This window comes from Salinibacterium sp. VpJ6 (assembly GCF_059767345.1).
On record NZ_JBSOQL010000001.1, the window covers coordinates 755,139 to 768,719 of the forward strand.

The 13,581-nt window shown below is 59.7% G+C and carries 8 protein-coding genes; 1 reads left to right on the plus strand and 7 read right to left on the minus strand.

Going from position 1 to position 13,581, the window contains the following annotated elements:
• Position 1: 1 nt before the first annotated feature.
• The 6 genes from ACWTV1_RS03720 to ACWTV1_RS03745 form a co-directional block, all read right to left on the minus strand.
• Positions 2-970 carry an AAA family ATPase gene (locus ACWTV1_RS03720; RefSeq protein WP_498504172.1) on the minus strand — a complete coding sequence of 323 codons (969 nt, stop codon included), beginning with the start codon at positions 968-970 and terminating at the stop codon, positions 2-4.
• Between the two features lie 49 nt (positions 971-1,019).
• A complete protein-coding gene (locus ACWTV1_RS03725) occupies positions 1,020-6,617 on the minus strand; it encodes an Ig-like domain-containing protein (RefSeq protein ID WP_498504173.1) in 5,598 nt (1,865 codons plus the stop codon).
• A 137-nt stretch (positions 6,618-6,754) separates the two neighbouring features.
• Positions 6,755-7,477, minus strand: coding sequence for a hypothetical protein (locus ACWTV1_RS03730; protein ID WP_498504174.1), 723 nt, complete (start codon positions 7,475-7,477; stop codon positions 6,755-6,757).
• Entirely contained in the window at positions 7,474-9,129 is a 1,656-nt protein-coding gene (locus ACWTV1_RS03735) for a serine/threonine-protein kinase (protein ID WP_498504175.1), read from the minus strand. The genes ACWTV1_RS03730 and ACWTV1_RS03735 overlap by 4 nt, the downstream gene beginning before the upstream one ends.
• The gene (locus tag ACWTV1_RS03740; RefSeq protein ID WP_498504176.1) at positions 9,129-10,331 is read right to left on the minus strand and encodes an FHA domain-containing protein; all 1,203 of its coding nucleotides are present in this window, start codon (positions 10,329-10,331) and stop codon (positions 9,129-9,131) included. The genes ACWTV1_RS03735 and ACWTV1_RS03740 overlap by 1 nt, the downstream gene beginning before the upstream one ends.
• 9 nt (positions 10,332-10,340) lie before the next feature.
• Positions 10,341-11,198, minus strand: coding sequence for a PP2C family protein-serine/threonine phosphatase (locus ACWTV1_RS03745; protein ID WP_498504177.1), 858 nt, complete (start codon positions 11,196-11,198; stop codon positions 10,341-10,343).
• A 154-nt stretch (positions 11,199-11,352) separates the two neighbouring features.
• On the opposite strand from ACWTV1_RS03745, the gene ACWTV1_RS03750 reads away from it, so the two are divergent.
• A complete protein-coding gene (locus tag ACWTV1_RS03750; protein WP_339619719.1) occupies positions 11,353-12,441 on the plus strand; it encodes a Glu/Leu/Phe/Val dehydrogenase family protein in 1,089 nt (362 codons plus the stop codon).
• Between the two features lie 135 nt (positions 12,442-12,576).
• Here ACWTV1_RS03750 and ACWTV1_RS03755 read toward each other — a convergent pair whose 3' ends face one another.
• On the minus strand, positions 12,577-13,578 hold the full coding sequence (locus ACWTV1_RS03755) for a TerC family protein (RefSeq protein WP_373296753.1): 1,002 nt from the start codon (positions 13,576-13,578) through the stop codon (positions 12,577-12,579).
• Positions 13,579-13,581: the final 3 nt, after the last annotated feature.

The window sequence follows — 13,581 nt, forward strand, 5'->3', positions numbered from 1 at the left end:
TCTATGCGGCGCGGTACGCGGGTGGTTCGATGTCGACGAGGATGCGGCTAATCACGTCTTCTGCCTTGACCCCAGCGAACTCGGATTCCGGATCAAGAATGACTCGGTGCGCGAGAACAGGGCCAGCTAGTTCGCGAACATCGTCGGGAGTCGCATAGGTTCGGCCTTGAGTGATCGCCCACGTCTTGATCGCACGCGCGAGAGCCATGGCGCCGCGCATGCTGACGCCGAGGATGACATCGCGGTCTTTGCGAGTGGCCTCCACAATGTGATTGAGGTATTGCATAACGGATTCATCGACGAAGACTTCGGCGGCAAGCGCGGCCATCGCAACGATTGACTCGGGCTTGATAATCGGCGACACGAGGGATGCGCGTGCCCGGCTGCCGGGGTCCATGAGTAGCGACACAGCCGTCGCGCTATCGGGGTAGCCGAGCGACGTCTTGATGAGAAAGCGGTCGAGTTGAGCTTCAGGAAGCTTGTAGGTTCCGGCCTGCTCTACCGGGTTTTGTGTCGCGATCACAAGGAAGGGTGCGCCAACGGGATAACCGACGCCATCGATTGTCACGACTCCCTCTTCCATTACCTCGAGGAGCGCACTTTGAGTCTTCGGGCTCGCGCGGTTGATCTCATCGGCCAAGACAATCGACGCGAAGATCGGGCCGTGGTGAAATTCGAATTTGCCCTTCGACTGATCGTAAATCTGCACACCAGAGACATCCGAGGGCAAAAGGTCAGGAGTGAACTGAATGCGCGACGTGGTGCCATCAAGCGTATTGGCCAAGGCCTTCGCGAGTACTGTCTTTCCTGTTCCCGGAAAGTCCTCCAACAACACGTGTCCGTCGGAGACGAGCGCCGTCAATACCAGCCGAATCACGTGATCTTTGCCCACGATGGCTTTGTCGACGTTGCTGATCAGCTTCTGGAATGCGTCAGCGAACCAGGTTGCTTGTTCTTGAGTTACCGACATCGAGTAGTGTCCTGTTCCTTATTTCTGTAGAGAAGTTGTGCGGGATCGGCTAGCAGCGAGGGATGTCCTGCATAGCGGTGCGACCGTAGGTTTGTCCGTCGAAAATGACCCAGGCTTCCCAGACGCCGTCTGCGTTACCACGAGTGCCGTTCCAGTTCTTCCATGACTGAGTTCGAATGTGACCTGAATCACCGGAACCGTTGTGCACGTAGGTGAAGCTGTCACCGACAGAACCAACTCGCATGCTGTGACCGCCGCCACCTTGACCGCTCCAGTTGATACCAAACTCGTGACTATTGGTTCCGTTGCCGTTCCAGTACAGGCACAGCGAGGCACGAGCGGGTGGTGGCGGGTTGACGATGGGCCCTGCACTGGCGGTTCCCGCCGGTCCGGTTCCCGCGTTGTTGCTCGCAACCACAGAAATCGAGTAGCTGGACGATTCGGGAAGCCCCGAAGTATTCACGCTAGTTCCCGTGGTCGTTCCCGTTTGGCCATTGCTCAGTGTCCAGCGGTAAACCAGATTGTCGGTAACGGCGGCTCCTCCGCCCATCGCATTCCACGTCCAACGAATTGCACCGGGCGTGTTCGAAGAGGTGACGTTTCCGGATACTCCAGCTACGCGCCCGGGAACGGTCTGGTTTCTGATCTGGGATGCATTGGAGGTTCCCGCAGTGCCCCGCTTGCCGCCCGTGTTTTGTGCGTACACGGTAAAGGTGTAGCTGCCCGCGCCGAGGTTCGCGGATGTTTGGGCGCTCAAGCCCGTCGTTGAACCCGACTGTCCGTTGCTCGACGTCCAGTAATAGGTGGTTGTGCCGCCCGTCGCTCCAACCGCAGCCCACGATGCCGACACGCGACCGCTGGGAGCCCACGGACTCGATACGGTTGTCGTGACAGTGGGGGTCGCGGGGGTGCCATAAGGCGTGATTTGATCACTTGCCGGCGACCACTCGCCAGCGCCGTGCTCGTTGACAGCGCGCGCCGAGAACGTATACGGAGTGCCATTTTGGAGTCCCGTTACGGTGCAGGAAGCTCCAGCCTGACAGTTGGTCGGCGCTGCTGCAGAACCCGCTGGGGATGTGCGCACTTCGTACGATGTAATCGGCTTGCCGTTCGTCGCGGGCGCCGTGAATCTCCAGGTCGCTGAGCGGTCGCCACCGATGGCTGACCCGCCGTCTTGAGTGGGTTTCTGCACCTGATCAGGCACATCGCTCACGACCAACGTAATCGTTCCGTTGACCTGACGATCCGCGTCCTCTGTAGCATCCGCGATTGTGTAAACGACTTCAATCACGCCGCTCTTGAGCGCGGGGTCTGGCTGAATGGTGACCGAGTTGCGAGTGAAGGACACTCCCGCGGGCTCTCCCGTGTTCTGAACCGTCGCATCGACAATCGTGAGTGGCTCCCCCGTGGTCTGATACGGGTTGGAGTCGTTCGTGAGCGGATTGGTGGTCACTGCCCCGTCGCCACGCTGAGTTTCTAGCGCATCAGAAACGGCAACGGCGAGCGGACGAGTTGACCCGACAACAGTCACGTTGATTGTGCCCGGTACCTCAAACTTGTCCCAGCGCAGCGTCACTCCGAGAGTAATCGCCGTGCCTTTAGGCGTGTTGCGTGGCACGCTCAACGACAACTGCGAGCCGTTGAGGTTGGCCTGCAAGCCGTTCGACGCCCCCGTGATGTTGGAATAGGTGACCTGTCCCAAAATTGTGGGGTTCGGGTGCGCTGTCGATGCACGCAAGTCAATAGTCGTGGTTTCGCCGACCTCGACCTGTGGGTTAGGCGTCGTAAACTCCGGCGGGGTGTCTCGGAACTCCGGGTCACCCACAACGATGTTGAGCCGGAGGTTGGCCTTGATGCCCTTGGGGTCGTTGAGGGAGTCCCCGTCAGTCACGGTGAAGTTGATCGCAGCGGGCCCGCGATAATCGCGTTCTGGAGTGAACGTAATCGTGTCTTTGTCCACAAAGTTGGACGAGCCATCGCCCTGAACGGAGCTCACGGTCTTGGCATCCGTGATCCACGCATCGCGCCCTGAAGGCACGACGACGATATCCGAGAGTTTCCACTCTCGTGTCTCGTTCATACCGACGTATTGCACCGGAAGATCGAGGTCAATATAAGGCGGCTCGTCAAAGTTCTCGTCGACAGCGGCGGGCACCAAGATAAAGGCTCGTGCCGTCAAACCGTCGGCTTCGTTCGTCACACTGTAGGTGATGGCCTGTCGTGTATCTGTAGGAGTGATTTCTACTCGGCCATTGACCTCAAGCAATTCTCCTGATTCCGCGTTGGCGCCTTCGAGGCCAACAACCAAATCTTCAGTCTCGCCGGCAGGGTTGAAAGCAGAGCCGTCGAAAAGGTCAACCGTGATGGAATCTTTTCCTGCAATGTCTTTTCTCGGAATGCTGAGGTCGTCAGCCGAGGGCGGGAGCAAAGGAGCATCCGGAGTCACTTGCACGAGCACGTAGCTCATTGCACTACCACCGCGATTATTGGTCAGCTCGTAGCGCAGCGAGAAAGACTGTTCGGTGTCTGGGGCCTCGATGATCAGATACTGACCACGCACCACCTTCGCGTCGATCCCCTCGGGAACGTCGACAAGGTCAGGGGAAACCGAGATTGGCGCGCCCTGAGGATCAGAGTCGTTCTCCATGAGATCGACTTGAGCGATGCGACCGGGGCGGATCGAGACGCTGTCAGGCACAGCAATCGGATCGCGCAACTCGTCTGGCTCCGGAACCACCGCTATCTTGATCTCGCCAACACCGGTGGCACCAAAAGCGTCGTAAACCTCATAAGTGAACGAGTCTGTTCCGGATGCCGCTGGCGACGCTTCATAGTAGAAATAGTCAGTGCCCCACTCGGTGACTGAACCGAGCGTCGGGTTGGTGGGGAAACCCAGCAATTGGGTGGAATCGCCATCCGGATCAATTCCGTTCAACGGAACATCGACCCTGATATCGCCACCGGCGAGCACTCTGGCGACCAGCGGACTCGGAACTGGATCTTGATTCACGTCGGGGTCGAGCGGCGTCACTGTGAAGACGGCTGTTGCTGCCGCCGTCTCGCCGAACGGGTCAATCACGCGGTAGTCGACCTGATATTCACCGGGTGTATTGGGCGCTTGAAAGCGGAGCGCGTCTTTGCTGACAAAGGCAACGCCATCTGCCGGTTGAGTGACAAGTTCTTCATCGAGCGACATCGGGCTGTCGTCGGGGTGGAAGTCGTTGTCGAGAACATCAAGGGTGATGATGTCGCCGACGCGCACTCGAGCCGCATCATTTTGCGCGACGGGCGGCTGATGCTTAGTCAGCGCGGGAACGGGCACGACCGTGACACCAGCGGTTGCCGTGCCAACGCCATCAGAGATCGTGTACGTGAAGTTGACTTGGCTCGTGAGCGCCGCTGGCGACGTCACCCGGATGAGCGTGCTTTCCAGCAGTTCAACCACGAGGCCCTTTGCGACCAATCCGGGATCGACGTCAATCGACTGCACGGCCAAAATGTTGCCGCTTGGGCTCACATCGTTCGAGAGCACAGAGACCGTTGTGGGTTCGTCACCCCTCAAGTAGGCAGTGTCTTTGACAGCCACGGGCGGAAGCTCAGCATCCGCCGGCTTCTCGACCACATCGATGCGCACGATACCTACGCTGGAGTTTGCGCCAGCACTCAGCGTGTACTTCATGTAGTAGATGCCGGCTTGAGATGAGCTAAAAGTGATCTCGCCACGATCGGCGTTAAACGAGGCGACAGAACCGCTCGGCGCTTCGTCCATTGCGACGAGCGACAATTGCGCTCCAGAGGGTGAGAGGTCGTTGAGGAGCGGTTCGACAACAACCGTTTCGCCGCTAAACGCCGTCGCGAAGTCGGGTGTTCCCACGGGGTTCAAGCTGCCCGCTGGCTCTACTTTGACGGTCAACGTTCCTTGAGCCGGAGTGTCTCCACCATCGGAGACAAGGAATGTCACTTCTTTTTCGCCGAGCTCAGACGTTTGATGCGTGAACGTCACAAAGCCGTCTGGGGTAAAACGCACGAGGTCGCCAGATTTCGGGGACGCCCCGATGAGATAGAGGTCGTCTCCATCTGGATCTTTCCAGTCGGAGAGCACGTTGTAGGTGACGGTTTGATTGGCTTCAACGCTCACGCCAGTTTCACGCACACTCACGGGCAGTTCGTTGCGCGACTCCGGAACGACGGTCGCGGTAACGCGAGCCTGATCGATGCCCCCGCGGCCGTCATCCACGGTGTAGCTGAATGAAATAGTGCCCACGAAGCCTTCAGCTGGCGTGAACTGGAGCGCGCGCGAGCCGTCAATGGGATCGAGGCGCCCGGTCGACTCCGCAATGCGGTCAAAGGCTGAAATGACTAAGACATCGCCGTCGGGGTCGGTGTCGTTATCGAGCACGGGGAGAACGGTTGTGCGCCCAGGGCGGATGCCGAACTGGTCGTCGACAGCGGTCGGCGCCCGGTTGGTGTCTGTGCGCTCGGCAAGGGTGTCTTCAAACGACTGGATGGACGACTTCTCGTCACCCACTTCTTCAGACTCCTGGTCTTCGGGAGGAGTGATGTCTTCCCAGTTTTCAACGAGTCGCATGTTCTCGTCGACCAACCACACGTTGCCGTTCGACAGGTTGTTCAAAGCAATGACGGAGCGGTTTACTCGGAACTCGAGAACATTGCCCTGAGTTGGTTGTTCGATGTCTTGGGTTTGGGGATCGCCTCCTGTGCAGGCCAGCAGGTAGCGCTGCCCGGATGCCCACGCTCCGTGAGCGCAACCGTCGAGCGCGACGGGCGCAGAAACTCCTGACGCATCCGCAGCCGGCGTCGAGACATCCGCGGGTATCTCCGACACTGAGCCGGAACCGAGCTCGACTCGCTCAAGTGAATCTGCCGTCGCGACGAGGGCAAAGTCTGACTCGGCACTCGATTGCTGCAGCCGAAGACCGGGTTGAGTCAGCTCAGAACTACGTCCGCCCTCAGTGATTACGGTGTTGGTCGACTGGTCAAAGACCACCGCGGTCTCGCCAGTTGCCGCAATCTGGAACTCCCCTACCGCAGGAAAGTCGGACTGAACGGGCTCATCGGCGACCGTCTCAACGCGAAAGATCGACTTCCTCTCGGGAGAAACCGCGATGACAACGCCTTCGGTTGTCACCGTCGCCTTGCCGCCATCGCCGAGTTCGAGAATCGGAGGGTCAGAAACGAAGTTGAACTGAAGGTCACCGACCGCGGGCACGATCCACACGTCTCCAGCGGTGGAAACAACGGCGAGGTTAGTTCCTCCGAATGAGATCTGCGCGTTCGGCGGCACATCAATTGCAGACGTTACTTCTGTCGTCGCCGGGTCAACCGACTCAATGCGATTAGCGACAGGGTCGTGCATAAAGAGCGCATTGCCATCTTGCAGAACATCGAATTGGGCGCTCGAGGCGACAACTGATCCGTTGAGCTCATCAATCTGGCGATTCAGTCGACCACCGAGCAATTGATCACCGTTGGTGACCCACACATCGCGAGCGGTGAGCTCGACGTCCGAGACGGGAAACCCGGGGTGAAGGGCGGCAATCGTGAGCGGGACACCTGCGATCAAAGCAAGAACAACCGTTGATGCGATCGCCTTACGCTTTTTCGCACCGAGAACGGACAGTTTCACCTTGCTGAGCCCCCGAGTCCACGCATTGTTCTCACACGTCTAACCGCGGGGATTTCTTTGCCCCGACAATCCGTGAATTATCCTAGCATTCAGGTCCTCCCAGCAAACGCTCGGCATATGGGCAGTTCTCCCCATCGCTATTTCGAGCTTTCTGCCTCTTGTGAGTGCTCTGCGTCATTGCGATCGAGAAGGTACAGGTCGTCTTTGTCGATCAGTCTCGTAGCGACCGCATATTCGACAAGCCGCAAGCGGCGGTTTGTCGCCAAATTTCCTTTTCCGCCACGCAAGCCAGCAACGCCCACTTTGTCGAGTTTCTCGCACACATTGTCGAGCTTGCGATTGAAGGTCGTCATCGACCAGTGCAACCGCGCAGCAGCCTCGGCTGATGCGGGAATATCCCCTCGTCCTGGCGAAGACTGGCGCAACACATTCTCCGCAAGCGAGACGATGAGCAATCGCTGTGATGAGGTCAACGGGATTGGCTCAATCGTCGTGGAACCTCCACTACCGCCCACCGAAGTCGAGGTGTTGAAGTAGTCGTCATCGGCATGAATCGTGAACTCGTAGGTAGTCGACCCCGCGCTAAACAACACTTGCATTTGCGGGAACACAATGGGGAGGCGAGCCCCGGGCGCGAGCCATGCTTGCACCTGACCTGTGGCGTCCGTCACCGTCGCTGACAGCAGGTTACCGACGTTGCCCAGCCACCACATCCCAAAGTCTTCATAGATGCGCAGAAACCGCCGGTGAAGGTAAGGGTTGTCATCAATGATCAGATCGGATTCTCTACCCACATGAAAATCGGCAGGGTGCACGATGTCGTACCACTCTCCGCAAAACTCAACCTTGAGTGGATTCATTGGGGAAAGCACGCTTCCAGGGGGTTGGCGGATTCTGTGCCCGCGCGCACGACGCGGACATCGATGCAGAGGTCAGCGCCAGGCACGTAGCCATCAACGGCAATCACGCCGTCCTCCGATTGACGAACAGGTTCGCTTTCTCTGCCGATTCTCTTCCAGATGAGTCGATCACCTTCTTCTTCTGCCGGATTCTCCACCTGAAACGTGACTGTGGTCCCGCTCGACGCAGCCGAAATCAAAATTGGTGATGGCACAGATGCGACGACGGCGGAATCGCCGGTGGGCGTCGGAACAGCCTCAGTGGTGTCGTCCAGATCAGCAGAGCCCGACACAACCACGGCTACCACTACGGCGATCGCCACGAGACCAGCAACTGCTCCGACGATCCAGGTAACCAGTCGTCGCTTGTGTGACGGGGCAGCTTGCTCATCTCCTTCGGTAACGGATGCCGCTTCGTGCGACGTCTGAGCGGGCGCGGCCGTCCGTGGCCTCACGATCGTCTCGTCGACCGGGGCCGAGGCTGGCTGGGCCTGAATAGCGGGGGCACCGCGAAGGCGAGTCTTGTCTTCGGGAGTTTCTGTCTGGGCAGCGGCACCGTTTAAGACAGCCGACCCTGTTCCCACAGGCCCAGCGGACGTTCGAGACGACTGGGCCTCAATCGTCGCTACTCCGCGAGCGCGGGTTGCATCGTCATCGTCGTCAGCATCGCCCCGCGGCGTCTCGTCGACGCTGAGGTTGGGAACGTCAACCGTGGTCGGGGCGTATCCCAACTCAAGCTCAACCCGCTGCAGTGCGCGAGCAAGGTCGAGGGCAGTCGCGAAGCGATCCTCGCGTCGGGAGGACATTCCTTTTCGAAGAACCGCAACAAGTGAGGCCGGAATGTCTTCACGGGTCATCGGTGTGATGAGCCCACGCTCGATTCGCCCGATGAGATCGAGCGCACCGTTGGACCGACCGCGCACTTCGAACGGCGTCTGTCCGGCCAGGAGCGTGTAGAGCGTAGCCGCGAGAGAGAATACGTCAGCACGAACATCCGGATTGGGGTCGTCTTCAAACATCTCGGGTGGCGACCATGGCACCGACATCCCAATTGATGCGCCGGTTGTCGATCCGCTCTCTTCGACCTGTGGGCTGCGGGTGCTCGTGTGCAGGGGAATCTCGTCGTCGAGTGCCGAGGAGATTCCGAAGTCGGTCAGGGCCGGCCATCCGTAGTCGTTGGTCAGAATGTTGGCTGGCTTGATATCGCGGTGCAGAATTCCCGCGGAGTGTGCGGTTGCTACAGCGCCGCTTACGCGGATTCCGATTCTCAAGACATCGGTGACGGCGAGCGGTTCGCGCTTGTAGCGTTCAGCAAGACTCGGGCCCGAGCAGTACTCCATGACGAAGTAGGGGCGGTCGTCGGAGGCCACGTCTGCATGGAAGATCGACACGATATACGGATGCGCGGAAAGCTGAGCCATCAGGTTTGCTTCAGCGACGAACGCTGCGCGTGTGGCAGGCGCGAGGTCTTCCGTGAGCAGAACCTTGACCGCTACCCGACGCTTGGGCAGGTGCTGGTCGTACAGGAAGACGTCGCTGAACCCGCCGGATCCGAGCACGCTCACGAAGGTGTAGCCGGGCAATTCCGGTGGTGTCGATGTCGCGCGCCGCATCAGTTGCCCTCTCGCACAGTGAGAGTGACATCGCCTCCGAGGTCAATGACAGTGCCCACAATGACAGCAGTGGGCTCCCCCTCGCGAAGACGCTGTGGTGACTTTCCCGGGAGCACAACTTGAGTGCCGTTTCGGGAATGCAAATCAGTGACGACCACGGTGCCTCCCTCTACGGCGATGTGCACGTGGTTTCTCGAGATGTCTTTGTCACCCGGAATCGTGACGAGGCGAGGCAGAGCGCCGCTGGAGACTTTGCTCACGGTGGGCGCCCGGCCGACCAAGATCGGTTGACTCAATTGCTCGCGGGATCCGGTTGAGAGTTCCAAGAACAATGCGGCTGCGTGCTCGGCGGCTGGTGGTGCGGATGCCGCATTCGCTTGCTGAGACGCGCGGCCCGCGCGCAGTTTGCGAAGATCACCCGTCATGATCGTCATGCCGTCGTGGTCTCCCACGTCGGCCGTTTCTGGCGCCGTTCTGTAGACGGTTTCGCCAAGGCTGTTGTCGGCATCGTCGATCGGAGCGGATGCCGATGGCACGGCAGCAGATGATGGCGCGGCTGATGCTGGCGGTGGTCCTGCTGCAATTGTGGAACTAGCGGTCGGAACGTCGACGATGGTCGCTTCAGAAAGCGGGGTCTTCTCCGCAGGATCCGCTGGCGGCACGACCGGGGCGACCGGGGTCTGTTGGGGCGCGGAGACGGCAACTGGTTCGCTAGCCGGAGTCTCAACCTGAGTGCGAGCCTGAACGGGAGCAACTCCTGCCACAAAAGCGCACTGGATCCGCTCAACGGGCACGACTCCCGACTGCAAAGGAAGGTAAGTGGCAGCGCTCGAACCGAGAATGCTGATGTCACACGCCGTCGCGGCGTCAATGCTGTGTTCACTCCACGTAGAAACGTGGGAGCCGCTCATCCGAACGTCGTCGCCGGTCGTCAACACGGAGACATCAACGTTTCCGCGAACAATCACACGGGCAGCAAAATGTGCTCCAGTAGCTGACCATTCGAGCAGCGCGAAGGCCGGGGTTGCCGCTAACCCACGGCCGGTAAGGATCTCAATAGCCGCGTGGATTCCATCGGTGGTATTCGCCCAGAGTGCGCCAAGTAGTTCTGGATCGTGCGAGTTGACGACGAGAAGCTGCTGCTCCTTAGCCACCGCCATCCACGCCGTATCGGGCGCAGCGCTGTAGAGATAGTTCGTCACCAGCTGTGTCTACTTTCTGGGTTGCGTCTGTTCGAGGTGCTGAGAGATTCCGCGGTCGTGCGTTTCTTCGTCAGCCGAAAGTGTGATGCCCTCTCGCTCTGCTTCAACCACGATGACGGTTACGTTGTCATTGCCTCCAGCGGCGAGCGCTGCAGCCACGAGTCGCTGAGCGATCGTCTGGTCGTCACGCACGGCGGAGCGATCGGCGAGAATTCCCGCGATGAGGTCGTCGTCGAGTTCTTTGCTCAGCCCATCGGAGCACGCGACGTAGACATGGTGGTCATTGACAGGGAGCAACCAGAGGTCAGGGTCAACGTCGTGGTGAATACCGAGCGCTCGTGTGACGATGTTGCGTTCCGGGTGGGTGCTGGCCTCGAGCGCTGTGATTTCGCCAAGATCGAGCAGCTCTTGAACAGCCGAGTGATCGACGGTCACTTGCTCGAGTTCGCGACCGTTCCAGCTATATACGCGTGAATCACCAACGTTGAAGGCCATCCAGCGCGGTTGAGTTTCTGCCCCGACCACAACTAACGCGAGCCCCGAAAGGGTCGTTCCTGACACTGACTCGTCGTCATCGGTGAGCTCGATGATCGCCGAGTTGGAATCGTGGATGGCCTGAACGATGAGTTCGGGAGTGAGCTGTGGTGCCGCATCCACTGCAGAACTGAAGGTTGTAACAACGCACTGACTGGCGCGGTCGCCAAAAGAGTGGCCGCCCATTCCATCCGCGACGAGGAACAATCCTGGCGTCACGAGCATGCTGTCTTCATTGATGCGCCGGACGCTGCCGAGGTCTGATGCGGCGGAGACGCTGAGGTGGAGAGCGCCAGACGGCAGCGCCACGTCGTACTTCGCGTCTACGCTCACTTCTCCCCCAAGTATTTGTCGGTTCTTAAGGTAGCAATGAAAATGCCCCGCCACATCACTCCGGCGCTATGCTGACCACAGCGCACCACCCTTGCGCTACCACCACTTGCCGTTTTGTTGTTTTGCCCACAAGGCCCACACGCAGGAGAAGTACATGATTACGCAAGCATCCACGACGCTCGAGGCCCCGGTCTCCGCTCTCGAAAACGCCGAATTCAGTCACGAGAGAGTTCTCGTTTCAACGGGCAAGCGCTCCGGCCTGATCATCAGCGTCGCAGTCCACTCGACCGTTCTCGGCCAGGCCCTCGGCGGCGCCCGAATGTGGAACTACCCACACTGGACGGATGCCGTTGCAGACTCCCTGCGACTCTCTGCCGCGATGACGCTCAAGAACTCGGCCGCCGGTCTCAACCGCGGTGGCGGAAAGTCGGTCATCCATATTCCGATGGGTGTCACGCTGACGACCGAACAGAAGCGCGAGGCGATGCTCGATCTGGGCGACGCCATCGAAAGCCTCAACGGCGCGTACATGACGGCAGAAGATGTCGGCACGAGCGCCGAACTCATGTCGGTTGTCGCGGAGCGCACCGAACACGTCTGTGGTCTCCCCGCCGATCAAGGTGGAGCCGGTGAACCCGCGGACGCGACTGCCGCTGGCGTTCACGCGAGCATCCTCGCCACCTGCGAAGCCCTCTTCGGTACGCGCGACCTTGCTGGTCGCCACCTCATCATCTCGGGCCTCGGCCAGGTCGGTGGCCGCCTCGCGCGTTCACTCACCGCCGCCGGCGCCGTGCTCACCGTCACCGACGTGAACCTCGACCGCAAACTGCTCGCCGCCGAGCTCGATGCCAACTGGGTTGACGTCGAAGAGGCCCACAGCGTGGTGGCCGACATCTTTGTTCCGTGTGGTCTGGGTGGCGTACTGAGCCCCCGCGTCATCCGCGAACTCAACGTCAGCGGTGTCGTGGGCGCGGCCAACAACCAGCTCGCGCAGCACGACGGTGCTGAAGCCCTCGCTGAGCGCGGCATTCTCTGGGCACCCGACTTCGTGGTCAACGGCGGCGGCGTGATCTACCTCGACATGGCTTCAGAACCCGATGCGGATGCTGACGCGATCGCGAAGCGCGTCGAAGCTATCGGTGACACGGTCACGACCATCTTCCGCGACGCCTCAGCTCAGGGCATCACCACCTTGGACGCGGCGGAGCGCCTCGCGCAGTCTCGCCTCGTCACCACGATCTAGCCCTTCGGGCACTCTTTTCGCGACAACGAAAACGCGCGGTGGCTGCGCCCACGAGCTTTAGCTCAGGGTGCAGACACCGCGCGTTTGTTGTGAAGACTGAGCCGTTAGGCGACGAGCGCTACCGGCGAGCTGCCTTTACTCACTGTCGACAGAGATAGCTTCACGCTTCTTGTCGCGGCTCATCTTGAGAAGGCTCGCGATCACGGCAACAGCCATCGCGACAAGAATCACGACGAGCGAGGTCCACGTACCAATTTCGGGCGCCCACAGCAGCGGCTCTCCCCCGTTGATGAAGGGCAACTCGTTGACGTGCATCGCGTGGAAGAACAACTTCACACCGATGAAGCCGAGCACAAAGGCAATGCCGTAGTGCAGGTACTCGAGCTTGTCGATGAGGTCGCCGAGCAGGAAGTACAGCTGGCGAAGCCCCATAAGCGCGAAGATGTTGGCCGTGAAAACGATGAAGGGGTCGGTCGTGATTCCGAAGATCGCCGGGATCGAGTCGATCGCAAAGACAAGGTCGGTGATGCCGAGTGCAACGAACACGACAAGGATCGGCGTGAAGACCTTCTTGCCATCGATGACCGTGCGCACCTTGCCGCCGTCGAACGTCGGCGAAATGTTGATGCGCTTGCGCAAGAAACGGATGATTCCGCTCTCGGTTTCTTCCATGCTGTCGTGGTCTTCGAATACTTGGCGGATCGCCGTGTAGAGCAAGAACGCACCGAAGATGTAGAAGATGAAGCTGAAGTTCTCGATGAGCTGAGCGCCGAGCAGAATGAAGATTCCGCGCAACACGAGAGCAATCAGGATGCCCACCATCAGCACCTCTTGCTGGTACTTTCGCGGCACCGAGAAGCGCCCCATGATGATGACGAACACAAAGAGGTTGTCGATCGAGAGGCTGTACTCCGTGACCCAACCGGCAATGAATTGTCCGGCCTGCTCCACGTCGCCCAGTAAGAACATCATGAGCGCAAAGATCAGCGCGAGCGTGACGTAGAAGCCAACCCACAGCGCGGATTCTTTAGTGCTCGGGATGTGCGGGCGCTTGTACGCCATGATGAGGTCGGCTGCGAGGATGATCAGCAGCACAGTCAGCGACGTGACTTCGAACCAGATAGGCAGAGTGGTCAAGAG